At 51.2% G+C, this 24,053-nt stretch carries 20 protein-coding genes and 2 tRNA genes; 3 read left to right on the forward strand and 19 right to left on the reverse strand.

Annotated features, from left to right (window positions below; all coding sequences use genetic code 11):
• Nucleotides 1-103: 103 nt before the first annotated feature.
• From pnp to ACJHWR_RS03630, 8 genes are all read right to left on the reverse strand, one after another.
• A complete protein-coding gene (gene pnp / locus ACJHWR_RS03595) occupies nt 104-2,239 on the reverse strand; it encodes a polyribonucleotide nucleotidyltransferase (RefSeq protein ID WP_001298330.1) in 2,136 nt (711 codons plus the stop codon).
• 246 nt (nt 2,240-2,485) lie between these two features.
• A complete protein-coding gene (rpsO, locus tag ACJHWR_RS03600; RefSeq protein ID WP_000059466.1) occupies nt 2,486-2,755 on the reverse strand; it encodes a 30S ribosomal protein S15 in 270 nt (89 codons plus the stop codon).
• Between the two features lie 148 nt (nt 2,756-2,903).
• On the reverse strand, nt 2,904-3,848 hold the full coding sequence (gene truB, locus ACJHWR_RS03605) for a tRNA pseudouridine(55) synthase TruB (RefSeq protein WP_000089698.1): 945 nt from the start codon (nt 3,846-3,848) through the stop codon (nt 2,904-2,906).
• Complete coding sequence (rbfA, locus tag ACJHWR_RS03610) at nt 3,848-4,249, reverse strand: 30S ribosome-binding factor RbfA (RefSeq protein ID WP_001040205.1); 402 nt, start codon at nt 4,247-4,249, stop codon at nt 3,848-3,850. The genes truB and rbfA overlap by 1 nt, the downstream gene beginning before the upstream one ends.
• 163 nt (nt 4,250-4,412) lie before the next feature.
• Complete coding sequence (gene infB / locus ACJHWR_RS03615) at nt 4,413-7,085, reverse strand: translation initiation factor IF-2 (RefSeq protein ID WP_000133046.1); 2,673 nt, start codon at nt 7,083-7,085, stop codon at nt 4,413-4,415.
• Nucleotides 7,086-7,109: 24 nt separating this feature from the next.
• A complete protein-coding gene (gene nusA, locus ACJHWR_RS03620) occupies nt 7,110-8,597 on the reverse strand; it encodes a transcription termination factor NusA (protein ID WP_001031055.1) in 1,488 nt (495 codons plus the stop codon).
• A 27-nt stretch (nt 8,598-8,624) separates the two neighbouring features.
• Nucleotides 8,625-9,077, reverse strand: coding sequence for a ribosome maturation factor RimP (gene rimP, locus ACJHWR_RS03625; RefSeq protein ID WP_001300397.1), 453 nt, complete (start codon nt 9,075-9,077; stop codon nt 8,625-8,627).
• A 206-nt stretch (nt 9,078-9,283) separates the two neighbouring features.
• Nucleotides 9,284-9,360, reverse strand: a tRNA-Met gene (locus tag ACJHWR_RS03630).
• A 347-nt stretch (nt 9,361-9,707) separates the two neighbouring features.
• Here ACJHWR_RS03630 and argG point away from each other — a divergent pair.
• Entirely contained in the window at nt 9,708-11,051 is a 1,344-nt protein-coding gene (gene argG / locus ACJHWR_RS03635; RefSeq protein WP_000207680.1) for an argininosuccinate synthase, read from the forward strand.
• 7 nt (nt 11,052-11,058) lie between these two features.
• Here argG and ACJHWR_RS03640 read toward each other — a convergent pair whose 3' ends face one another.
• The 7 genes from ACJHWR_RS03640 to rlmE all read right to left on the reverse strand — a co-directional run bounded on the left by ACJHWR_RS03640 (nt 11,059) and on the right by rlmE (nt 18,735).
• Nucleotides 11,059-12,684: a phosphoethanolamine transferase gene (locus tag ACJHWR_RS03640; protein ID WP_023141629.1), complete on the reverse strand. Its 1,626-nt coding sequence runs from the start codon at nt 12,682-12,684 to the stop codon at nt 11,059-11,061.
• A 458-nt stretch (nt 12,685-13,142) separates the two neighbouring features.
• Nucleotides 13,143-13,229: transfer RNA gene (locus tag ACJHWR_RS03645), tRNA-Leu, on the reverse strand.
• 14 nt (nt 13,230-13,243) lie between these two features.
• Entirely contained in the window at nt 13,244-13,576 is a 333-nt protein-coding gene (gene secG, locus ACJHWR_RS03650; protein WP_012311652.1) for a preprotein translocase subunit SecG, read from the reverse strand.
• A gap of 227 nt (nt 13,577-13,803) precedes the next feature.
• Entirely contained in the window at nt 13,804-15,141 is a 1,338-nt protein-coding gene (gene glmM, locus ACJHWR_RS03655; protein ID WP_000071137.1) for a phosphoglucosamine mutase, read from the reverse strand.
• A complete protein-coding gene (folP, locus tag ACJHWR_RS03660; protein ID WP_000764731.1) occupies nt 15,134-15,982 on the reverse strand; it encodes a dihydropteroate synthase in 849 nt (282 codons plus the stop codon). The genes glmM and folP overlap by 8 nt, the downstream gene beginning before the upstream one ends.
• 89 nt (nt 15,983-16,071) lie before the next feature.
• Nucleotides 16,072-18,006 carry an ATP-dependent zinc metalloprotease FtsH gene (gene ftsH / locus ACJHWR_RS03665; protein ID WP_001107472.1) on the reverse strand — a complete coding sequence of 645 codons (1,935 nt, stop codon included), beginning with the start codon at nt 18,004-18,006 and terminating at the stop codon, nt 16,072-16,074.
• A 99-nt stretch (nt 18,007-18,105) separates the two neighbouring features.
• A complete protein-coding gene (gene rlmE, locus ACJHWR_RS03670) occupies nt 18,106-18,735 on the reverse strand; it encodes a 23S rRNA (uridine(2552)-2'-O)-methyltransferase RlmE (RefSeq protein WP_000145975.1) in 630 nt (209 codons plus the stop codon).
• A 125-nt stretch (nt 18,736-18,860) separates the two neighbouring features.
• Here rlmE and yhbY point away from each other — a divergent pair, with 125 nt between their 5' ends.
• On the forward strand, nt 18,861-19,154 hold the full coding sequence (gene yhbY / locus ACJHWR_RS03675) for a ribosome assembly RNA-binding protein YhbY (RefSeq protein WP_001054420.1): 294 nt from the start codon (nt 18,861-18,863) through the stop codon (nt 19,152-19,154).
• Between the two features lie 155 nt (nt 19,155-19,309).
• Here the strand turns inward: yhbY and greA are convergent, their stop codons facing one another.
• Entirely contained in the window at nt 19,310-19,786 is a 477-nt protein-coding gene (greA, locus tag ACJHWR_RS03680) for a transcription elongation factor GreA (RefSeq protein WP_001148001.1), read from the reverse strand.
• A 248-nt stretch (nt 19,787-20,034) separates the two neighbouring features.
• On the opposite strand from greA, the gene dacB reads away from it, so the two are divergent.
• Entirely contained in the window at nt 20,035-21,468 is a 1,434-nt protein-coding gene (dacB, locus tag ACJHWR_RS03685; RefSeq protein ID WP_001212619.1) for a serine-type D-Ala-D-Ala carboxypeptidase, read from the forward strand.
• A gap of 40 nt (nt 21,469-21,508) precedes the next feature.
• On the opposite strand, the gene cgtA is transcribed toward dacB, so the two are convergent.
• The 3 genes from cgtA to rpmA all read right to left on the reverse strand — a co-directional run bounded on the left by cgtA (nt 21,509) and on the right by rpmA (nt 24,046).
• Nucleotides 21,509-22,681: an Obg family GTPase CgtA gene (gene cgtA / locus ACJHWR_RS03690; protein WP_000673561.1), complete on the reverse strand. Its 1,173-nt coding sequence runs from the start codon at nt 22,679-22,681 to the stop codon at nt 21,509-21,511.
• Nucleotides 22,682-22,696: 15 nt separating this feature from the next.
• A complete protein-coding gene (locus tag ACJHWR_RS03695; protein WP_000813037.1) occupies nt 22,697-23,662 on the reverse strand; it encodes a DMT family transporter in 966 nt (321 codons plus the stop codon).
• Between the two features lie 126 nt (nt 23,663-23,788).
• The gene (gene rpmA, locus ACJHWR_RS03700) at nt 23,789-24,046 is read right to left on the reverse strand and encodes a 50S ribosomal protein L27 (RefSeq protein WP_000940595.1); all 258 of its coding nucleotides are present in this window, start codon (nt 24,044-24,046) and stop codon (nt 23,789-23,791) included.
• Nucleotides 24,047-24,053 lie beyond the last annotated feature (7 nt).

Genomic DNA, 24,053 nt, shown 5'->3' on the forward strand with positions numbered 1-24,053 from the left:
ACTCCCGAAGACCACGGTTGAATGAACGTCCTGTTCCCGGTTGCTAACAAGGCGTCCTGCCCGGTTAAAAGCCCCCCGCCGCAGCGGAGGGCAAATGGCAACCTTACTCGCCCTGTTCAGCAGCCGGAGCTTCCGGTGCTGCAGCAGGTTGAGACTGCTCAGTCGCTTCTTTAATGCTCAGACGGATACGGCCCTGGCGATCAACTTCCAGAACTTTCACCGGTACTTCCTGACCCATCTGCAGGTAATCGGTCACTTTCTCAACGCGTTTGTCAGCGATCTGAGAGATGTGTACCAGACCTTCTTTACCGCCGCCGATGGCAACAAATGCGCCAAAGTCAACGATACGGGTCACTTTACCATTGTAGACGCGGCCCACTTCGATTTCTGCTGTGATCTCTTCGATACGACGAATAGCATGTTTCGCTTTCTCGCCGTCGGTCGCTGCGATTTTCACAGTACCGTCATCTTCGATTTCGATGGTGGTGCCAGTTTCTTCGGTCAGAGCACGGATAACAGAACCGCCTTTACCGATAACGTCTTTGATCTTGTCCGGGTTGATCTTGATGGTATGGATACGCGGAGCGAACTCAGAGATATCGCCGCGCGGCGCGTTGATCGCCTGTTCCATTACGCCCAGGATATGCAGACGCGCACCTTTAGCTTGGTTCAGTGCAACCTGCATGATCTCTTTGGTGATACCTTCAATTTTGATATCCATCTGCAATGCAGAGATACCGTCGCGGGAACCCGCAACTTTGAAGTCCATATCGCCCAGGTGATCTTCGTCGCCCAAAATGTCAGACAGTACAACGTAGTTGTCGCCTTCTTTCACCAGACCCATTGCGATACCCGCAACGGCAGCTTTGATTGGCACACCTGCGTCCATCAGCGCCAGAGACGCGCCGCACACGGAAGCCATAGAAGAAGAACCGTTGGATTCGGTGATTTCAGACACCACACGTACGGTGTACGGGAATTTGTCCATATCCGGCATGACTGCCAGCACGCCGCGCTTCGCCAGACGACCGTGACCAATTTCACGACGCTTCGGAGAACCGACCATGCCGGTTTCGCCTACGGAGTACGGAGGGAAGTTGTAGTGGAACAGGAAGGTGTCAGTACGTTCGCCCATCAGTTCATCAAGAACCTGCGCGTCACGTGCAGTACCCAGCGTTGCGGTAACCAGCGCCTGAGTTTCACCACGGGTGAACAGCGCAGAACCGTGAGTACGCGGCAGCACGCCAGTACGCACATCCAGACCACGAATCATATCTTTTTCACGACCGTCGATACGCGGTTCGCCTGCCAGTACGCGGCTACGAACAACGTTTTTCTCGATAGCGTGCAGAATTTCACCCAGTTCGTTTTCGTCCAGGGTTTCATCTTCAGCAAGCAGCGTCGCGATGGTTTCAGATTTGATGACATCAACCTGCGCATAACGCTCTTGTTTGTCGGTGATGCGGTAAGCATCGCTCAGACGAGCTTCAGCCAGTGCAGCAACGCGCGCGTTCAGCGCTTCGTTTACCGGCTCCGGCTGCCAGTCCCAACGCGGTTTACCGGCTTCTTTCACCAGTTCATTGATGTTCTGAATGACAACCTGCTGTTGTTCATGACCAAACACTACTGCGCCCAACATCTGGTCTTCGCTCAGCAGTTCAGCTTCAGATTCAACCATCAGTACAGCGGCTTCAGTACCCGCAACAACCAGATCCAGTTTGCTCTCTTTCAGCTCGTCCTGAGTCGGGTTCAGTACGTACTGGTCATTGATGTAACCTACGCGGGCAGCACCAATCGGACCATTGAACGGAATACCAGACAGAGACAGTGCTGCGGAAGCACCAATCATCGCGACGATATCCGGGTTAACTTGCGGGTTAACAGAAACCACGGTGGCGATAACCTGAACTTCGTTGACGAAGCCTTCCGGGAACAGCGGGCGAATCGGGCGGTCAATCAGACGCGCGATCAGGGTTTCGCCTTCGCTTGGGCGGCCTTCACGACGGAAGAAGCTACCCGGGATACGACCAGCAGCGTAGGTACGCTCCTGATAGTTAACGGTCAGTGGGAAGAAGTCCTGACCTGGTTTGGCTTTTTTCTGGCCAACAACGGTAACGAATACCGCGGTGTCATCCATGCTAACCATAACAGCGGCAGTAGCCTGACGAGCCATCATGCCGGTTTCCAGAGTCACGGTGTGTTGGCCGTACTGGAATTTACGAACGATCGGATTAAGCAATGTAATATCCTTTCTCTTTCTTAGACAGTACCTTACGGCACTGGTGTTAATACCCGATCTTCTGCGCATCCTCGCGACTAATGACAACCCTAACCCAGCCCAATGTGGGTAAAGCCTCTCATTAGCCGCGCGAACCTCTGCAACGGAAGATCATTCATAGCAACAATACATTAGTTTCCAGTGAATTGCTGCCGTCAGCTTGAAAAAAGGGGCCACTCAGGCCCCCTTTTCTGAAACTCGCAAGAATTAGCGACGCAGACCCAGGCGCTCGATGAGCTGGGTGTAACGTGCTACGTCTTTACGTTTCAGGTAGTCGAGCAGTTTACGACGCTGAGAAACCATGCGCAGCAGACCACGACGGCTGTGGTGATCTTTTTTGTGCTCTGCAAAGTGGCCCTGCAGGTGGTTGATCTGTGCAGTCAGCAGTGCTACCTGAACTTCGGTAGAACCGGTGTCGTTTGCGTCACGACCAAACTCAGAAACGATTTTAGCTGTTGCTTCAGTACTTAGAGACATTTTAAAACTCCAAAGTATATAGAATGAAAGGACGCCGATCTCTAATTCAGCGATCCCAGTGTACGTTACGCAAAGTGTTAAACAATTTACGCGACGTTAAGCGGCAGTATTCTACTCGTAGCGACCTGTTATCGCAAGACGGTTAACATTACGCCGGGTATTCAACCACCAGGCGACGAGGCGCGACGCGGCCTTCATCGTCAATTTCGCCCATACCGATAAACTTGCCGTTCTCACCTTCTGTAACGCGAACCAGTCCTTCCAGCGGCGCACCGGATGTACGAACCGGGTTACCATTTTTGAAGTAAACAGAAGACGTTAACGGAAGATTCACCACCGGGTAGTCCGAAGCTGGACTGTCCATTGGCATCAGTAATGGATCAAGTAACTCCGCGGCTGGAATATCCTGCTGTTCGGCTTGTTCAACCAGTTCACGCAGATGTTCCAGGGTCACCATCCGTTCAACCGGATATTTACTTACCGCCAGACGACGCAGGTAAATAACATGCGCGCCACAACCGAGTTTTTCACCCAGGTCATCAATGATGGTGCGGATATAAGTGCCTTTTGAGCAGTGAATTTCCAGCTCCAGCTCATTGCCTTCGTGGCGAATAAACAGCAATTCATAAACGGTAATCGGGCGCGCTTCACGCGGAACTTCAATGCCCTGACGCGCATATTCGTACAGTTTTTTGCCCTGGTATTTCAGTGCTGAATACATCGAAGGGATCTGTTCGATATCGCCACGGAAAGTATCCAGTGCCGCCGCCAGTTGCTCTGCACTAAAGGTTACCGGACGTTCTTCAACGATTTGTCCGTCGGCATCAGACGTATCGGTACGCTGTCCAAGACGCGCAATGACCCGATAGCGTTTGTCGGAGTCCAGCAGATACTGGGAAAACTTCGTCGCTTCCCCGAGGCAAATCGGCAACATGCCGGTCGCCAGCGGGTCCAGCGCACCGGTATGCCCGGCACGGTTGGCGTTATAAATCCGTTTCACTTTTTGCAGCGCATCGTTGCTGGACATCCCCTGCGGTTTATCCAGCAACAAAACGCCGTTAATGTCGCGACCGCGACGACGAGGACGACTCATTAGTCCTCCTTGCTGTCGTCCGGGTTAACACGACGTTCTTCGTCATGTTTGACCACGCTGGTCACCAGGTTTGACATGCGCATCCCTTCAACCAGCGAGTTGTCGTAGAAGAAGGTCAGTTCCGGCACGATACGCAGGCGCATCGCTTTCCCCAGCAGGCTGCGGATGAAACCAGAAGCTTCCTGCAACGCTTTGATGCCCGCTTTAACCGCGTCTTCATCTTTGTCGTTGAGGAACGTCACATATACTTTGGCATACGCCAGGTCACGAGACATTTCGACACCGGAAACGGTGGTCATCATGCCCAGACGAGGATCTTTAATTTCACGCTGCAGGATGAGAGCGATCTCTTTTTGCATTTCCTGCGCTACGCGCTGCGGGCGACCAAATTCTTTCGCCATAATAAATTCTCCTGACAAAAAAGGGGCTGTTAGCCCCTTTTTAAAATTAATTTCAGGTGGAAGGGCTGTTCACGTTGGCCTGATAAGACGCGCCAGCGTCGCATCAGGCAATCCATGCCGGATGCGGCGTAAACGCCTTATCCCGCATGGAACCCTAAAAACCTTAAGCGATGGTACGTTGGATTTCGATGATTTCGAATACTTCGATCACATCGCCAGTGCGGACGTCGTTGTAGTTCTTAACGCCGATACCACATTCCATACCGTTACGGACTTCGTTAACGTCATCTTTGAAGCGGCGCAGGGACTCCAGCTCGCCTTCGTAGATAACCACGTTGTCGCGCAGAACGCGGATCGGGTTGTGACGTTTAACCACACCTTCGGTAACCATACAACCTGCGATGGCACCAAATTTCGGTGATTTGAATACGTCACGAACTTCCGCCAGACCGATAATCTGTTGTTTCAGTTCCGGAGACAGCATACCGCTCATTGCCGCTTTCACTTCGTCGATCAGGTTATAGATGACGGAGTAGTAACGCAGATCCAGGCTTTCCGCTTCAATTACTTTACGTGCAGAGGCATCAGCACGTACGTTGAAGCCAACCAGGATGGCGTTGGACGCCGCAGCCAGGGTAGCGTCGGTTTCGGTGATACCACCTACGCCAGAACCGATGATCTTCACTTTAACTTCGTCAGTAGACAGTTTCAGCAAGGAGTCGGAGATAGCTTCCACAGAACCCTGTACGTCTGCCTTCAGGACGATATTCACTTCGTGAACTTCGCCTTCGGTCATGTTGGCGAACATGTTCTCGAGTTTAGATTTCTGCTGACGCGCCAGTTTAACTTCGCGGAATTTACCCTGACGATAGAGTGCAACTTCACGCGCTTTCTTCTCGTCACGTACAACGGTAACTTCATCACCCGCAGCCGGAACGCCGGACAGGCCGAGGATTTCCACCGGAATGGACGGACCCGCTTCCAGCACTTCCCGACCCAGTTCGTTACGCATAGCACGAACACGACCGTATTCGAAGCCACACAGAACGATATCGCCCTTGTGCAGAGTACCTTCACGTACCAGAACGGTAGCAACCGGACCACGACCTTTATCGAGGAAGGATTCGATAACCGCACCGCTCGCCATGCCTTTACGTACCGCTTTCAGTTCCAGAACTTCCGCCTGCAGCAGGATAGCGTCCAGCAGCTCATCGATACCAGTACCCGCTTTCGCAGACACATGTACGAACTGGCTTTCACCGCCCCACTCTTCCGGCAGGATGCCGTACTGGGAGAGTTCGTTCTTAACGCGATCCGGATCGGCTTCTGGTTTATCGATCTTGTTCACTGCAACGACCACCGGAACCTGCGCCGCTTTCGCGTGCTGGATTGCTTCGATGGTCTGCGGCATTACGCCGTCGTCGGCAGCAACAACCAGGACTACGATGTCCGTTGCCTGCGCACCACGAGCACGCATTGAAGTAAACGCGGCGTGCCCCGGGGTGTCCAGGAAGGTGATCATGCCGTTTTCAGTTTCAACGTGGTATGCACCAATGTGCTGGGTAATGCCGCCCGCTTCGCCAGAGGCCACTTTCGTTGAACGAATGTAGTCCAGCAGAGAGGTTTTACCGTGGTCAACGTGACCCATGATGGTCACAACCGGCGCGCGCGGTTCAGCCGCTGCACCCGTGTCACGGTCGCTCATTACCGCTTCTTCCAGCTCGTTTTCACGACGCAGGATAACTTTGTGGCCCATCTCTTCAGCAACCAGCTGTGCGGTTTCCTGATCGATAACCTGGTTGATGGTTGCCATTGCGCCCAGTTTCATCATCGCTTTGATGACCTGAGAGCCTTTAACCGCCATCTTGTTCGCCAGTTCGCCAACGGTGATGGTTTCACCGATCACAACGTCACGGTTAACGGCCTGAGCAGGCTTCTGGAAGCCTTGCTGCAGCGAAGAACCTTTACGTTTTCCGCCTTTACCGCCACGTACTGCTGCGCGTGCTTCTTCACGATCAGCTTTTGATTCAGCGTGTTTGTTGCCTTTCTTCGGACGCGCAGCTTTCGCGTTACGACCACGGCCACGGCCGCCTTCGACTTCACGATCGCTTTCGTCTTCTGCCTGGCGAGCATGTTGAGAAGTAGTGACGTGATAATCGCTGGAATCTTCAGTCGGTTCCGCGTTATCAGTCCATTTGTTTTCTTCCGCCATACGACGTGCTTCTTCAGCAACGCGACGTGCTTCTTCTTCGAGTTTACGACGCGCTTCTTCTTCGGCTTTACGCTTGAGCTCTGCAGCTTCCTGCTCACGGCGGGCTTTTTCAGCCTGGGCGTTTTTAGTCATATCGTCTTGTTGATTGCTCACTTTGTCTTTTTCCGCAGCTTCACGTTTCGCTTGTTCAGCAGCTTCACGCTTAGCTTGTTCTGCGGCCTCACGTTCAGCTTTTTGTTGCGCCTCACGTTTGGCCGATTCTTCTGCCTCACGACGGGCTTGCTCTTCCGCTTCACGCTGCGCTTGCTCTTCCGCAGCAAGGCGTTCAGCCTCTTGCGGATCGCGTTTCACAAAGGTGCGTTTCTTGCGGACTTCGATTTGTACCGATTTGCTTTTTCCACCGGTACCAGGAATGTTAAGGGTGCTGCGTGTTTTACGTTGCAGCGTCAATTTGTCCGGGCCTGAATTTTTCTGATTCAGGTGGTCAATCAAAGTCTGTTTCTCTTGTGCAGACACAGAGTCGTCAGCAGACTTCCGGATACCTGCATCAGCAAATTGCTGTACCAGGCGTTCCACGGAGGTCTGTCGCTCTGCGGCCAGCGTTTTAATCGTTACATCTGTCATGCTGTTCCTTCCTGCTACAGTTTATTACGCTTCGTCACCGAACCAGCAAATATTACGGGCAGCCATAATCAGTGCTCCGGCTTTTTCGTCGGTCAACCCTTCGATATCAGCCAGATCATCAATGCCCTGTTCGGCGAGATCTTCCAGCGTACAAACGCCACGGGCGGCCAGTTTGAATGCCAAATCACGATCTATCCCTTCAAGGTTCAGCAGATCGTCAGCCGGTTTGTTATCACCGAGGCTTTCTTCCTGGGCCTGTGCAATGGTGGCCAGTGCATTTTTAGCACGCTCGCGCAGTGCTTCAACGGTCGGCTCATCAAGGCCTTCGATTTCCAACAGCTCTTTCATCGGCACATAGGCCAGTTCTTCCAGCGTCGAGAAGCCTTCTTCTACCAGAACAGTCGCGAAGTCTTCATCGATGTCGAGATATTTGGTGAAGGTGTCGATCGCTGCGTGCGCTTCCGCCTGATGCTTAGCCTGCAGGTCGTCAACGGTCATAACGTTGAGTTCCCAACCGCTCAGCTGCGAAGCCAGACGCACGTTCTGACCGTTACGGCCAATCGCCTGCGCCAGGTTACCGGCTTCGACGGCGATATCCATGGTGTGTTTATCTTCATCCACCACGATAGAAGCAACGTCTGCCGGTGCCATTGCGTTAATCACGAACTGCGCCGGGTTATCATCCCACAGGACGATATCGATACGCTCGCCGCCCAGTTCAGTAGAAACCGCCTGAACACGCGCGCCACGCATACCTACGCAAGCACCTACCGGATCGATACGTTTATCGTTGGTTTTCACCGCGATTTTCGCACGAGAACCCGGATCGCGAGCCGCTGCTTTAATTTCAATCACTTCTTCGCCGATTTCCGGCACTTCAATGCGGAACAGTTCGATCAGCATTTCCGGCTTGGAACGGGTGACGAACAGTTGCGCGCCACGCGCTTCCGGGCGAACGGAATAGAGCACGCCACGAACGCGGTCGCCAGGACGGAAGTTTTCACGCGGCAGCATATCTTCGCGCAGGATCACGGCTTCAGCGTTGTTGCCCAGATCCAGAGAGATGTTGTCGCGGTTTACTTTTTTCACCACGCCGGTGATGATTTCACCTTCGTGTTCACGGAACTGATCAACCACCATCGCACGTTCGGCTTCACGCACTTTCTGCACGATAACCTGTTTTGCCGTCTGGGTAGTGATACGGTCAAAGGTAACAGACTCAATCTGATCTTCAACGTAATCGCCCAGGTTCAGGCTTTCATCTTCATAACGTGCGGCTTCAAGGGTGATTTCCTTGGTCGGCTGGGTGACTTCATCAACAACTAACCAGCGACGGAAGGTGTCAAAATCACCGCTTTTGCGATCGATCTGTACGCGGACGTCGATCTCTTGTTCATATTTTTTCTTTGTTGCTGTCGCCAGCGCGCTTTCCAATGCTTCGAAAATCTTCTCGCGAGGTAGCGCCTTTTCATTGGATACGGCTTCAACTACAGCCAAAATTTCTTTGTTCATCGCGGGCTTTTCACCTCATCCAGACTATTAAAAGTGGGGAACCAGGTTCGCCTTCTGGATATTACTCAGCGCGAACACTTCATCTTTACCTTCGACGGTAACTGTGATCATTTCACCGTCTACCGCTTTGATAACGCCCTGCCATTTACGACGGTTTTGTACCGCCATGCGGAGAACCAGAGTCACCTCTTCTCCGACGAAACGGGCGTAGTGTTCAGCCGTGAACAGTGGGCGATCGAGACCCGGTGAGGAGACTTCCAGGTTATAAGCAACGGTGATGGGATCTTCAACATCCAGCACAGCACTTACCTGGTGGCTCACATCAGCACAATCATCAACATTGATGCCATCTTCACTATCAATATAGATGCGCAGTGTGGATGTGCGACCGCGAATAAATTCGATGCCAACCAGTTCAAAACCCAGGGCCTCAACTGGCGCAGTAATCATCTCTGTTAATTTTTGCTCTAATGTGGACAAGCCCACCCCCAAGACATAAAAAAAGGGCCTAAAGCCCAGTTATTCTGTAGTCAGATAACAAAAAACCCCGATAAATCGGGGCTTTATATAACTGAACCCTATAACCGCAACTGCGGTCTGGAGCACTTTCCAGAAGGATTTTTTCAAATCCCACTACGAAGGCCGAAGTCTTCACAGTATATTTGAAAAAGGACTCTAAGGGAAAGTGGTTGCGGGGGCCGGATTTGAACCGACGACCTTCGGGTTATGAGCCCGACGAGCTACCAGGCTGCTCCACCCCGCGCCTGAAACGTGGCAAATTCTACTCGTTTTGGGTAAAAAATGCAAATACTGCTGGGATTTGGTGTACCGAGACGGGACGTAAAATCTGCAGGCATTATAGTGATCCATGCCACATTTTGTCAACGTTTATTGCTAATCACGTGAATGAATATCCAGTTCACTTTCATTTGTTGAATACTTTTGCCTTCTCCTGCTCTCCCTTAAGCGCATTATTTTACAAAAAACACACTAAACTCTTCCTGTCTCCGATAAAAGATGATTAAATGAAAACTCATTTATTTTGCATAAAAATTCAGTGAGAGCGGAAATCCAGGCTCATCATCAGTTAATTAAGCAGGGTGTTATTTTATGACGACGATTCTCAAGCATCTCCCGGTAGGTCAACGTATTGGTATCGCTTTTTCCGGCGGTCTGGACACCAGTGCCGCACTGCTGTGGATGCGACAAAAGGGAGCGGTTCCTTATGCATATACTGCAAACCTGGGCCAGCCAGACGAAGAGGATTATGATGCGATCCCTCGTCGTGCCATGGAATACGGCGCGGAGAACGCACGTCTGATCGACTGCCGCAAACAACTGGTGGCCGAAGGTATTGCCGCTATTCAGTGTGGCGCATTTCATAACACCACCGGCGGCCTGACCTATTTCAACACGACGCCGCTGGGCCGCGCCGTGACCGGCACCATGCTGGTTGCTGCTATGAAAGAAGATGGCGTGAATATCTGGGGTGACGGCAGCACCTATAAAGGAAACGATATCGAACGTTTCTACCGTTACGGTCTGCTGACCAATGCTGAACTGCAGATTTACAAACCGTGGCTTGATACTGACTTTATTGATGAACTGGGCGGCCGTCATGAGATGTCTGAATTTATGATTGCCTGCGGTTTCGACTACAAAATGTCTGTCGAAAAAGCCTACTCCACGGACTCCAACATGCTTGGTGCAACGCATGAAGCGAAGGATCTGGAATACCTCAACTCCAGCGTCAAAATCGTCAATCCAATTATGGGCGTGAAGTTTTGGGATGAGAGCGTGAAAATCCCGGCAGAAGAAGTCACAGTACGCTTTGAGCAAGGTCATCCGGTGGCGCTGAACGGTAAAACCTTTAGCGACGACGTAGAAATGATGCTGGAAGCTAACCGCATCGGCGGTCGTCACGGCCTGGGCATGAGCGACCAGATTGAAAACCGTATCATCGAAGCAAAAAGCCGCGGCATTTATGAAGCCCCTGGGATGGCACTGCTGCACATTGCGTATGAACGTCTCTTGACCGGTATTCACAACGAAGACACCATTGAGCAGTATCACGCGCATGGTCGTCAGTTGGGCCGTCTGCTGTACCAGGGACGTTGGTTTGACTCCCAGGCGCTGATGCTGCGGGACTCTCTGCAACGCTGGGTTGCCAGCCAGATCACTGGTGAGGTTACCCTGGAGCTGCGCCGTGGGAACGATTATTCAATCCTGAATACCGTCTCAGAGAACCTGACCTACAAGCCAGAGCGTCTGACGATGGAAAAAGGCGACTCGGTGTTCTCGCCAGATGATCGTATCGGTCAACTGACCATGCGCAACCTGGATATCACCGATACCCGCGAGAAACTTTTCGGTTATGCCAAAACTGGCCTCCTCTCCTCCTCTGCCGCTTCGGGCGTGCCGCAGGTGGAGAATCTGGAAAATAAAGGCCAGTAATTCGACATCAACCCTGCCCTTCAGGGGTGGGGTTACCTTGCTTATCCTCAGTAAACTCCTTTCTTAGCATCACAAAATCGAAAACATCATGGTTTGCATCTACAACCCGTGAGTCTCCTTTATAGTGTGCAATCACTTCCTCCAGCGTTTGCGGCTGTTCCGGCTTTGTTACCCCCATCCACGCATTAATAAGGTAATTATTGTACGCAGTGGAAAAGATATCGTTTTCCGTTGTGCGATCCACGCCATCCCCAAGAACGGGGCTATACCAGATAAACATCGGGACATGATATGCCTGCTGGCTGGCCTCCCTGCCTCCATGAAAATAGACGTTCTTCTTCGTAGGGTCGCGTTCCAGGCCGTGGTCGGCAAAATACATGACCGAGGCGCGGCGATCTTTTAATAATTCAAAAACCTGACCTAGCAAACTATCTGTGTAATGAATGGAGTTGTCATAGCAGGCATCCTGATCGTCCTGCGGTTGAAACACGGCGCTGGATTGCGGATAGGCGCTACAAGCCGGTTCATGGCTTCCATTTAAATGAAGAACAATCAGTTTCTTTTGCTGCGTCTTTTGCTGTAACGCTTGCGATAAATGCGGCAACAACAATTCATCAAATCCTCTGACATAGACTGTTTCCATGGCGCGCATGGCGATACTGGTAACTGCTGTACCATTCTGCCGAAAAGCGGATTGCGAGCTTAGCCAGAAAGTCTGAAATCCTGCTTGATTAGCCATATTAATAATGTTGTCCGGGTAATTATGAATGTCATGACTCAAAACAGAATCAGCAGTTAAAGAAAGGGGAACCGACAGCGCAGTGTAAGGTGCACCGCTTATTGCTTGATTAAACAGTTTGATCTGTTTTCTTTGTGCTTCGACTTGCGGTGTCGTAGAGCGTGTGTATCCATACAAAGACATATTGTCGACACGTACAGACTCCCCCACAATCAACACGTAGGTATCAATACCTGTATCCCTGACTGATAATTGAAAATACGGCACCGTGTTTGCAATTGAGAGTAATCTTTGATGCTCTTTCGCTGCTAAAGCAAAATAATTGAGATTGAAAAACGGTGTATAGGTAGCAAATCGAGACGCTAGTATATATGGACTGAACGCTTTTTTATTTTTTGCATCTTTATAAGCAAATTGACAAGCTGAAAATAAACTGCCCGAAATGACAATCAGCAATAATATTCCTGTCACTTTTTTTGTCGGCAAGGAAACATCATATTTTATTATTACTGCCAAAAAAAGAAGGGATAAAAAAGCAAAAGCACATAGATAAGGGATATACATCCCCAACATTTTCACAACTTCATCCGGATCACTCTGCAGCACACTAATCGCAAATCCATCATTGAAAGTTGTACCAAAGGTACACCATGAATAGAGGCTAATACTCATGTCTGCCGCAGTCAGTAACACAAATGGTGCGGCAACAAGCAGGCGAAGCGGAAGGGATGATATACGTTTAACAACCAGGATGGTCAGGACGAAGAACAGCAATCGCTGAACCATATGCGCTCCGGAAGAGGCGACTAAGTTCGTAATACCAAAAACAATAACACAAAGATACAACAACCAATGAGATTTAAAACTTCTAGCAAATTTGTTGAATACTGTCATCCAGAAATCCAGGTTCACAACCAATATAAACAATTATCAACAATGTTCAATTTTATATCAGACATGTTTTTCAACTCTGATCCATATCAGACCGAAACACTGTTAGTTTTTTCTTTTTAAATGATGCGACCATTGCGTTCTCAGTAATTAAATAACATTATCAATGCGTCTCTAAACATTACGCAGAACGTAGCCATCAGTAGTTATACTGACAGGAGCAGGATGGTTTATCGAGAAGTAAACATATCCGTATTCGTACCGGAACTGGAGTTGACACAATAAAGTGCCAATTATGTCAGCAGAAGGGAAAAGTTTATAACTAAGGCGTACCGGCACCATCGTTTCAAGGTACCAGCTACGAGTAAAGCAACTGGACGAGATACAGATACCTGACAACCATTCCTCAGACCAGGACCAAAACGAAAAAAGACGCTTTTCAGCGTCTCTTTTCTGGAATTTGGTACCGAGGACGGGACTTGAACCCGTAAGCCCTATTGGGCACTACCACCTCAAGGTAGCGTGTCTACCAATTCCACCACCTCGGCACGGATACTACTTTTTAGTTCGGGATATCGCTGGTCGGCTTAGCCGGAGCAGCTGACTGAGTTTGTTCGGTTTTCGCCGGCGCACTCAGGTTTTCCCATTCGCTACCTTTATTGGTTTTATTGCTATTGATGTTACCCAGCACCAGACTGATGATGAAGAATAACGTTGCCAGCAGCGCCGTCATGCGGGTCATGAAGTTACCAGAACCACTTGAACCAAACAGCGTAGCGGAAGCGCCTGCTCCGAAGGAGGCTCCCATATCAGCGCCTTTACCTTGCTGCAGCATGATCAGACCAACAAGGCCAATTGCCACAATAAGGAAAACTACTAAAAGAGCTTCGTACATAATCAACCTGTTCCTTGCGGAGTTGCCGCGTACCAATGCTTCAACCAATAAAGCGGGAGTTTTTAATCTTTCCCACTGAAGCGGGTGTGAATACTAACCAAAGCGAATGACCTTCGCAAGGGCAATTTTATCGCATTGTATCAACTGCGGAAAAAAACAGCAAAACCGATGTGTTCGCTGAGAAAAAAGGCGACAATCGCCGCCTTTTTAGCCAGTTATCTAACGCTTTAAACGGCTTTTACTGCATCGGCGATGCGGTGTGCAAATTCAGTCACCTGCGCTTCGTCTTCGCCTTCCACCATCACGCGAATTAACGGTTCGGTGCCGGATTTACGCAACAGCACACGTCCACGGCTACCCAGCGCCGCTTCAACTTCTGCGGTCACAGCTTTGACTGATTCATGCTCCAGCGGATCGCCGCTACCTGCGGTGTAACGCACGTTTACCAGGATTTGCGGGAACATTTTCATGCCGCTGCAAAGGTCGTGCAGGCTCATATGGTTACGTGCCATCGCCGCCAGCACCTGCAAGCCAGCAACGATGCCGTCACCGGTAGTGGTTTTATCCAGCAGGATCACATGACCGGAGTTCTCTGCACCGATACGCCAGCCTTTCTCCTGCATTTTTTCCAGTACGTAGCGGTCACCCACTTTCGCGCGCGCAAATGGAATTCCTAACTGTTTCAGCGCCAGTTCAAGCCCCATGTTGCTCATCAATGTACCCACAGCGCCACCACGCAGCTGGCCCTGACGAAGACCTTCACGCGCGATGATATACATGATCTGATCGCCATCGACTTTATTGCCTTCATGGTCAACCATAATCACGCGATCGCCGTCGCCGTCGAAGGCAATACCGAGATCCGCTTTTTCAGCCAGCACACGAGCCTGGAGCGCGCGAACGTCGGTAGCCCCCACTTCGGCATTGATATTTACACCGTTCGGCTCACAACCGATAGCGATAACGTTCGCCCCCAGTTCACGCAGCACGTTCGGCGCGATGTGGTAAGTCGCACCGTTTGCACAATCCACCACAATCTTCAGTTCACTGAGGCTAAGTTCGTTCGGGAACGTGGCTTTGCAAAACTCGATATAGCGACCCGCAGCATCAACGATACGGCTGGCTTTACCCAGTTCTGCCGAATCAACACAGCTGATCTCTTTTTCCATTTCCGCTTCGATGGCTTCTTCAACTGCATCCGGTAGTTTGGTGCCGTCGATAGAGAAAAATTTAATGCCATTATCGTAGAACGGGTTATGCGATGCAGATATCACAATTCCGGCCTCTGCGCGGAAGGTACGCGTCAGATAAGCCACGGCCGGTGTTGGCATCGGGCCAGTGAAGAGTGCGGAAAGACCGGCAGCCGCCAGACCCGCTTCCAGTGCTGACTCCAGCATATAGCCAGAAATACGCGTGTCTTTACCAATAATGATCTTACGGGAGCCGTGGCGCGCCAGCACTTTACCCGCTGCCCAACCCAGCTTAAGCACAAAATCAGGTGTGATCGGCGCATCCCCTACACGACCACGAATCCCATCGGTACCGAAATATTTACGATTACTCATAGCGTTTGTTTTCCTTTGCAGACAGAGTGGCTTCCACCACCCGCATCGCTTCTACGGTTTCTTTGACGTCATGAACACGAATGATGTGCGCGCCTTGCATTGCGGCAATAACCGCACAGGCCAGACTACCGCTCAGGCGCTCGGACGGCCCCACGTTCAGCAGTTGCCCAATCATCGATTTTCGTGACATACCCACCAACAGCGGCAGGTTGAAATGGTGAAATTCAGCCAGGCGCGCCAGTAATGAATAGTTATGGGAGAGATTTTTACCGAAACCGAATCCGGGGTCGAGCAACAATTTCTCTTTTGCGATACCCGCCTGCTCGCAACGTGCTATTTGCTCAATAAAGTAGCGATTCACTTCTGCAAAGACATCGTCATACTTCGGCGCTTCCTGCATGGTTTTTGGATTTCCCTGCATATGCATCAGACAAACCGGTAAACCGGTTTCTGCAGCCGCCTCCAGAGCGCCAGGTTCGGAAAGGGAGCGGATATCGTTAATAATGTGAGCGCCAACTTTCGCTGACTCACGGATGACTTCTGGTTTGGATGTATCTACCGAGATCCAGACTTCGAAGCGTTGAGCAATTGCCTCAACCACAGGAATAACACGTTGCAACTCTTCTTCAACGCTAACTTCCGCCGCTCCTGGGCGCGTGGACTCGCCACCAACGTCAATGATCGTCGCGCCAGCGTTGATCATCAGATTCGCATGTTTCACGGCATCTATCAGCGAGTTATGCGTGCCGCCATCCGAAAAGGAATCAGGCGTGACGTTGAGGATCCCCATTACGTGAGGATGGCTAAGGTCCAGTGAAGTGCCCTGGGCAAAGAGTTTCATGGTGTTATCCCTGGTATGAATTGATAAGAAAAAACCCCGGAGCACGCCCCGGGGTTTTCGGTACAAATACAGTCATCTGATGCGGGAACTTACTTGTCGCCTAACTGCTCTGACATGGTGTTACCCGGGTTCGGCGTACGCGGTTCATCAACCGGACGTGGAGCCTTTGGACTACCATTGTCGCCAGAATTGTTAGAAGCGACTGGTTCTTCCCAGCCCGCTGGCGGACGTACATCGCGACGTGCCATCAGGTCATCAATCTGCGGTGCGTCGATAGTCTCATATTTCATGAGAGCATCTTTCATCGCATGCAGAATATCCATATTGTCGGTCAGAAGCTGACGCGCACGATTATAGTTACGCTCAATCAGTGCTTTCACTTCCTGGTCGATGATACGTGCAGTTTCATCGGACATATGTTTCGCTTTCGCTACGCTACGGCCGAGGAACACTTCACCTTCTTCTTCCGCATACAGCAGCGGACCGAGTTTCTCAGAGAAACCCCACTGAGTCACCATGTTACGTGCCAGGTTGGTCGCAACTTTAATATCGTTGGACGCACCGGTAGAAACATGTTCCGGCCCGTAGATGATCTCTTCTGCCAGACGACCACCGTACAGCGTAGAAATCTGGCTTTCCAGTTTCTGACGGCTGGCGCTGATTGCGTCGCCCTCAGGCAAGAAGAAGGTCACACCCAGCGCACGACCGCGCGGGATAATCGTTACTTTGTGCACCGGATCGTGTTCCGGCACCAGGCGACCGATAATCGCGTGACCCGCTTCGTGGTAAGCCGTCGATTCTTTCTGCGCTTCCGTCATCACCATGGAGCGACGTTCCGCACCCATCATGATTTTGTCTTTCGCTTTCTCGAACTCAACCATCGACACAACGCGTTTGTTGCCACGAGCAGCGAACAGTGCCGCTTCGTTCACCAGGTTCGCCAGGTCAGCACCGGAGAAACCAGGAGTACCACGGGCAATGATTGCCGCGTCGATATCGGGTGCCAATGGTACGCGACGCATGTGAACTTTCAGGATCTGCTCACGACCACGAACATCTGGCAAGCCAACCACAACCTGACGGTCGAAACGGCCAGGACGCAGCAGGGCCGGGTCAAGAACGTCCGGACGGTTAGTCGCGGCGATAACGATGATACCTTCGTTACCTTCGAAGCCATCCATCTCAACCAGCATCTGGTTCAAAGTCTGTTCACGTTCATCGTGACCACCGCCCAGACCTGCGCCACGCTGGCGGCCTACGGCGTCGATTTCATCGATAAAGATGATGCACGGTGCCGCTTTCTTCGCCTGTTCGAACATGTCACGAACACGGGATGCACCCACACCGACGAACATTTCTACGAAGTCAGAACCGGAGATAGTAAAGAACGGAACTTTCGCTTCGCCTGCAATCGCTTTCGCCAGCAGCGTTTTACCGGTACCCGGAGGACCGACCATCAGGACGCCTTTCGGGATCTTACCGCCGAGTTTCTGGAAGCGGCTCGGCTCGCGCAGATACTCAACCAGTTCAGCAACTTCTTCTTTTGCTTCGTCGCAGCCCGCAACGTCAGCAAAGGTCGTTTTGATCTGATCTTCCGTCAGCATGCGCGCTTTGCTCTTACCAAACGACATGGCACCTTTGCCACCGCCGCCCTGCATTTGACGCATGAAGAAGATCCAGACACCAATCAGCAACAGCATCGGGAACCAGGAGATGAAGATAGAAGCCAGCAGGCTTGGTTCTTCAGGCGGTTCACCGACAACCTTGACGTTCTTGGTCAACAGGTTATCCAGTAATTTCGGATCCTGAACCGGAATGTAAGTGGTATAACGGTTACTATCTTTCTTGGTAACGTTGATTTCACGTCCGTTGATACGCGCTTCACGAACCTGGTCGTTATTGACCTCTTGTAGGAAGGTAGAGTAATCCACCTTACGGCCATTAGACTCGCTGGGCCCAAAGCTCTGGAATACTGACATCAGCACAACGGCAATGACCAGCCAGAGTATTAGGTTTTTCGCCATGTCACTCAAGGGATTAACCTCTTATTACAACTGTGTTAAAAACAGCGTCAGGATACTCTATATCCAGCATCTTTCAAACTTTCGTCTGAAATCTCCCGGTTAGGGTTTACGCCCGGTCGCTACAATATACACTTCCCGTGAACGTGCACGAGAAGAGTCCGGCTTACGAACTTTGACCTTCGTAAACAGGGAGCGAATTTCCCTTAGATACTCATCGAAACCTTCGCCCTGGAACACCTTCACTACAAAACTGCCACCTGGCGCTAATACATCACGACACATTTCTAGCGCCAGTTCCACCAGATACATGGCACGGGGGATATCCACCGCCGGTGTTCCGCTCATGTTTGGTGCCATATCGGACATGACAACCTGGACTTTGCTGTCGCCTACGCGCTCCAGCAGTGCTTTCATCACCAGTTCATCACGAAAATCGCCCTGAAGAAAGTCCACACCAACGATAGGATCCATAGGTAAAAGATCGCAAGCGATGATACGGCCTTTGCCGCCAATTTGGGTGACCACATATTGTGACCAACCACCTGGCGCAGCACCAAGGTCGACAACCGTCATTCCCGGTTTAAAGAGTTTGTCACTTTGCTGTATTTCATCAAGTTTAAACCAGGCACGGGAACGTAACCCCTTTTTCTGTGCCTGTTGAACATATTTATCGCTAAAGTGTTCCTGAAGCCAGCGGCTGGAGCTGGCAGAACGCTTCTTACCTGTCATTTAACTTTCCCATGGGGATAACTCATCGTAACCAATTGCGTAAATTTTTACGCGCCTATTTGGTGATATATGGGAGATGGCGGTAGAATGACCCGTTTTCAATCCCAACGTAAGCAAAAAATACGATGAATCTGAGTACTAAACAAAAACAGCACCTGAAAGGTCTGGCACATCCGCTCAAGCCAGTTGTTCTGCTTGGCAGTAATGGTTTGACCGAAGGGGTGCTGGCCGAGATTGAACAAGCGTTAGAGCACCATGAACTCATCAAGGTGAAAATCGCCACCGAAGATCGCGAAACTAAAACCTTGATCGTGGAAGCTATCGTGCGCGAAACCGGCGCCTGTAATGTACAGGTCATCGGTAAAACGCTGGTGCTTTATCGCCCAACTAAAGAACGTAAAATCTCGCTGCCACGCTAAGATTATCCTAAAGTTACACACATTCGCTGTGTAAAACGAGGGTTTTTCCGCAGGCAGGAGAGCAAAATGCCACGCTCTGTTCGTTGATAAAAGGCCGCATAGCGGCCTTTTTCCTTTCTTTACAATACATCAACATCTTGAGTATTGGGTAATTCTTACAGGTATTCCACCTTAATTACTTCAAATTCTACTTCGCCGCCCGGCGTTTTGATGACCACAACATCATCTTCTTCTTTGCCGATCAGGCCACGAGCAATAGGCGAGTTTACAGAAATCAGGTTTTGTTTAAAGTCAGCTTCGTCATCGCCAACGATGCGATAAGTCTGTTCTTCGTCAGAATCGAGATTCAGCACCGTTACGGTAGCACCAAAAATAACGCGCCCATTGTTGGGCATTTTGGTGACATCAATCACCTGCGCGTTCGACAGCTTGGCTTCGATGTCTTTGATACGGCCTTCGCAAAAGCCCTGCTGTTCACGAGCTGCGTGGTATTCGGCGTTTTCTTTCAGGTCGCCATGCTCACGCGCTTCCGCGATAGCAGCAATGATTTCAGGACGGCGCACAGATTTCAGAAAATCCAGCTCTTCGCGTAATTTTTCAGCGCCGCGTAAGGTCATCGGAATAGCTTGCATTTGTTATACCTCTTGAATATTCCTGATGGGGCAAGTCTTCACCCACCCCGGCTGTTCGGCCTGCCCGGCATAACTCCTCACCGGGACCAGAAGCAAAAAAAATACCGACCCGGGTACAGGTCCCAGGTCAGCTACAATTCACATTTTGATAGTCATTTTACCCTGAAGTTCCCGAAGGGTCATCGTTTACTTTATAGGGCGTTGCGCCGTAGTATGACGGCTCGATTCCAGGTTGTTAGCGCGAGATTATGCGATTTTCCAGATTTATCATCGGATTGACCAGCTGTATAGCGTTCAGTGTTCAGGCCGCAAATGTTGATGAGTACATTACTCAACTCCCCGCTGGTGCCAACCTTGCCCTGATGGTGCAAAAAGTCGGCGCGTCGGCCCCCGCTATTGATTACCACAGTCAGCAGATGGCGCTGCCCGCCAGTACGCAGAAAGTGATTACTGCGCTGGCGGCGTTGATTCAACTCGGCCCCGATTTTCGTTTTACCACGACGCTTGAAACCAAAGGTAATGTGGAAAACGGTGTACTTAAGGGTGACTTAGTAGCGCGATTTGGTGCCGATCCGACGTTAAAACGTCAGGATATTCGCAATATGGTCGCGACTTTGAAAAAATCTGGCGTCAACCAAATCGATGGCAATGTGTTGATAGATACCTCCATTTTCGCCAGCCACGATAAAGCCCCCGGCTGGCCATGGAATGACATGACACAATGCTTTAGCGCTCCGCCTGCCGCCGCCATAGTTGACCGCAACTGTTTCTCCGTCTCGCTCTATAGTGCCCCAAAACCTGGTGATATGGCTTTTATACGCGTGGCATCTTATTACCCCGTTACGATGTTCAGCCAGGTACGCACCCTCCCCCGTGGTTCTGCCGAAGCGCAATACTGCGAGCTGGATGTGGTGCCAGGCGACCTGAACCGCTTTACGCTGACCGGATGCCTGCCACAACGTTCTGAGCCGCTCCCGTTGGCTTTTGCCGTGCAGGATGGTGCCAGCTATGCCGGGGCAATTCTGAAAGATGAGTTAAAACAGGCGGGTATCACCTGGAGCGGAACACTGCTGCGCCAGACTCAAGTTAACGAACCTGGAACGGTAGTTGCCAGTAAACAGTCGGCCCCGCTGCACGATCTGCTTAAGATTATGCTGAAAAAGTCGGACAACATGATTGCCGATACGGTTTTCCGCATGATCGGCCATGCGCGCTTCAATGTGCCTGGAACATGGCGGGCCGGGTCGGACGCCGTGCGTCAGATCCTGCGCCAGCAAGCCGGTGTCGATATTGGTAACACCATTATTGCCGATGGTTCAGGGCTTTCGCGGCATAACCTGATTGCCCCCGCCACCATGATGCAGGTGCTGCAATACATAGCCCAACACGACAATGAACTTAACTTTATCTCTATGCTGCCGCTGGCGGGCTATGACGGCTCTTTGCAGTACCGTGCAGGTCTGCATCAGGCGGGCGTGGATGGCAAAGTCTCAGCGAAAACCGGCTCGTTGCAGGGGGTATATAACCTGGCGGGATTCATTACCACGGCGAGCGGGCAACGAATGGCGTTTGTACAATATCTTTCTGGCTATGCAGTAGAACCGGCGGATCAGCGTAATCGCCGTATTCCGTTGGTACGTTTTGAAAGCCGTTTGTATAAAGATATTTACCAGAACAATTAGTCTAAAGAGAAACCCCGGCGCATGGCCGGGGTTTTGCTGATTAACGCTTGTAAATGAACTCAACGCCTTCTTCGTCGTCTTCGTCCCAGTCGTCATCCCAGTCTTCATCATCCTCTTCAGCAATCTCTTCAAGCTGCTGACGGTGATAATCATCCCACATGAATTCGACTTTCTCTGGCTGTTTCGCTTCTTCAGCCTGCACGACCGGGTTTTCAATGATAAAGGTCATCACATCCCAGCAGAGATCTTTCACGCCCAGTCCGCTCGCCGCAGAGATCAGATAATATTTATCTTCCCAGCCCAGCGCTTCAGCGATCGCTTTCGCTTTCTCTTCGGCTTCTGCCTTATCCAGCAGATCGATCTTGTTGAAGACTAACCAACGCGGTTTCGCCGCCAGATCCTGGCTGTATTTTTCCAGCTCGCTGATAATAATACGCGCGTTTTCAACCGGATCGGTGCCGTCAATCGGATCGATATCGATGAGGTGCAACAGAACGCGGCAACGCTCCAGGTGCTTCAGGAAGCGAATGCCCAGGCCAGCGCCTTCCGCAGCGCCTTCAATCAGTCCTGGAATATCGGCAACAACGAAGCTCTTTTCGTTGTCCATTCGTACCACACCAAGACTTGGCACCAGAGTGGTAAACGGATAATCCGCCACTTTCGGTTTAGCCGCCGATACCGCACGAATAAAGGTCGATTTACCCGCGTTTGGCATCCCCAACATACCGACGTCAGCCAGCAGCATCAGCTCCAGCAGCAGCTCACGCTTATCGCCCGGCGTACCGTTAGTTTTCTGCCGTGGTGTACGGTTAACTGACGATTTGAAACGGGTATTGCCCAGACCGTGCCAGCCGCCCTTAGCAACCAGCAGACGCTGACCGTGTTTGGTCATATCGCCCATGGTTTCACCGGTACCCTGGTCGATAACACGCGTACCTACCGGCACTTTAATCGTCACGTCTTTACCGCGCTTACCGGTACAGTCGCGGCTTGCGCCATTCTGACCACGCTCTGCGCGGAAAGATTTTTCAAAACGATAATCGATAAGCGTGTTCAGGTTCTCGTCGGCTTCCATCCATACGTCACCGCCGTCACCGCCGTCGCCGCCATCCGGGCCGCCTTTCGGAATATACTTTTCGCGGCGGAAGCTCACGCAACCATTACCGCCATCACCTGCAACGACCAGAATCGATGCTTCATCAACAAACTTCATTTTATTCTCCGTAAATCATTCGCCTGCGCGGGGTTGCGATACCACCGTTGTATGCTTACGTAATCCGCCCCAAATACGATGACCAATGGCGGAATACATCGCGCCCGCAACCACGACAAACGCACCGAGATAACCTAAAAGGTTTAACATCGGTCTGGCGAAGAAATCGGGCCAGGCCAGTGATAAAAGATCTGAAAAAAACAGCGTAAACAGTGGGGTGAGCGTGATGATCGCGCTCACCTGCGCTGCCTGCCAGCGAGCCATCGCTTCCGCCAGGGCGCCATATCCTACCAATGTATTCAGTCCGCAAAAAATTAAACATGCGAGCTGCCAGTGGCTAAGCTGCGCTATCACTCCAGGCTTTGCCAGAGGGAAGAGCGCAATTGTACATAAAGTGTACAGTAAAAACAGGATCTGCGGTGAGGCCAGCCGACGCAATAAAACCTTTTGCGCCACGCCATAACTCACCCACACCGTCGCCGCACCGACCCCAAAGATTACTCCCCAGGTGTAATCGGTGAGCTTGGTAAATATCTCGACCAGACTGGTGTTAAAAAACATCACCAGGCCGCTCAGGAGCATCAATGCCCCTACAACCTGAGTGCTGCGCATTTTCTCTTTCAGGATAAATACGCTGGCAACCATCATGCCAACTGGCGAGAGTTGCCCAATCACCTGCGAAGCGGTCGGACTCAGGTATTGCAAGGATGAGCTGAACAGGATGAAGTTCCCAAACAGCCCGGCGGTCGCCACTGCCAACAAAATCAACCAGCGTGGCTTACGAAACACGCGTAATGGCGGCAACCTCTTCTTCACCGCAAGAATGGCACCAAGGCCAATACTCGCCATCAAGAAACGGTAAAACACGATTGTCGGAGGTTCCATCACCTCCAGCACCTGCTTCATTGCGATTGGCAACGCCCCCCAGCAAATTGCTGTGGTGAGCGCCAAAAGAATGCCAATGCCTGCCTGCTGCTTCATACCGTATTCCCTGCAAAGCGCATTTGCGGATTAACGTCGCACCATGCGCATTTTTACCGGTTATCGAATGTAAAAAGCCCCGCAACGTGTTGCGGGGCTTTCATCCGTTACCGGGACGCGAAAAACTTATTCAGCTTCGATGCTGATAAATTTACGGTTTTTCGGGCCTTTAACTTCGAATTTCACTTTACCGTCTGCTTTAGCAAACAGAGTGTGGTCACGACCGCAACCTACGTTAGCGCCAGCGTGGAATTTGGTACCACGTTGACGAACGATGATGCTACCCGCCAGAACGGATTCGCCACCGAAACGCTTAACGCCCAGGCGTTTAGCTTCTGAATCGCGACCGTTACGTGTGGAGCCGCCAGCCTTTTTATGTGCCATTTGAAAT

The sequence above is a fragment of the Escherichia sp. WS568 genome (assembly GCF_046486085.1).
Classification (GTDB): Bacteria; Pseudomonadota; Gammaproteobacteria; order Enterobacterales; family Enterobacteriaceae; genus Escherichia; species Escherichia coli.

What these genes read in the sequence shown, in the direction of transcription:
- rpsO (WP_000059466.1), bottom strand. Translation starts at nt 2,755, where the DNA reads ATGTCTCTAAGTACTGAAGCAACAGCTAAAATCGTTTCTGAGTTTGGT.
- truB (WP_000089698.1), bottom strand. Translation starts at nt 3,848, where the DNA reads ATGAGTCGTCCTCGTCGTCGCGGTCGCGACATTAACGGCGTTTTGTTG.
- rbfA (WP_001040205.1), bottom strand. Translation starts at nt 4,249, where the DNA reads ATGGCGAAAGAATTTGGTCGCCCGCAGCGCGTAGCGCAGGAAATGCAA.
- infB (WP_000133046.1), bottom strand. Translation starts at nt 7,085, where the DNA reads ATGACAGATGTAACGATTAAAACGCTGGCCGCAGAGCGACAGACCTCC.
- nusA (WP_001031055.1), bottom strand. Translation starts at nt 8,597, where the DNA reads ATGAACAAAGAAATTTTGGCTGTAGTTGAAGCCGTATCCAATGAAAAG.
- argG (WP_000207680.1), top strand. Translation starts at nt 9,708, where the DNA reads ATGACGACGATTCTCAAGCATCTCCCGGTAGGTCAACGTATTGGTATC.
- ACJHWR_RS03640 (WP_023141629.1), bottom strand. Translation starts at nt 12,684, where the DNA reads ATGACAGTATTCAACAAATTTGCTAGAAGTTTTAAATCTCATTGGTTG.
- secG (WP_012311652.1), bottom strand. Translation starts at nt 13,576, where the DNA reads ATGTACGAAGCTCTTTTAGTAGTTTTCCTTATTGTGGCAATTGGCCTT.
- glmM (WP_000071137.1), bottom strand. Translation starts at nt 15,141, where the DNA reads ATGAGTAATCGTAAATATTTCGGTACCGATGGGATTCGTGGTCGTGTA.
- folP (WP_000764731.1), bottom strand. Translation starts at nt 15,982, where the DNA reads ATGAAACTCTTTGCCCAGGGCACTTCACTGGACCTTAGCCATCCTCAC.
- ftsH (WP_001107472.1), bottom strand. Translation starts at nt 18,006, where the DNA reads ATGGCGAAAAACCTAATACTCTGGCTGGTCATTGCCGTTGTGCTGATG.
- rlmE (WP_000145975.1), bottom strand. Translation starts at nt 18,735, where the DNA reads ATGACAGGTAAGAAGCGTTCTGCCAGCTCCAGCCGCTGGCTTCAGGAA.
- yhbY (WP_001054420.1), top strand. Translation starts at nt 18,861, where the DNA reads ATGAATCTGAGTACTAAACAAAAACAGCACCTGAAAGGTCTGGCACAT.
- greA (WP_001148001.1), bottom strand. Translation starts at nt 19,786, where the DNA reads ATGCAAGCTATTCCGATGACCTTACGCGGCGCTGAAAAATTACGCGAA.
- dacB (WP_001212619.1), top strand. Translation starts at nt 20,035, where the DNA reads ATGCGATTTTCCAGATTTATCATCGGATTGACCAGCTGTATAGCGTTC.
- cgtA (WP_000673561.1), bottom strand. Translation starts at nt 22,681, where the DNA reads ATGAAGTTTGTTGATGAAGCATCGATTCTGGTCGTTGCAGGTGATGGC.
- ACJHWR_RS03695 (WP_000813037.1), bottom strand. Translation starts at nt 23,662, where the DNA reads ATGAAGCAGCAGGCAGGCATTGGCATTCTTTTGGCGCTCACCACAGCA.
- rpmA (WP_000940595.1), bottom strand. Translation starts at nt 24,046, where the DNA reads ATGGCACATAAAAAGGCTGGCGGCTCCACACGTAACGGTCGCGATTCA.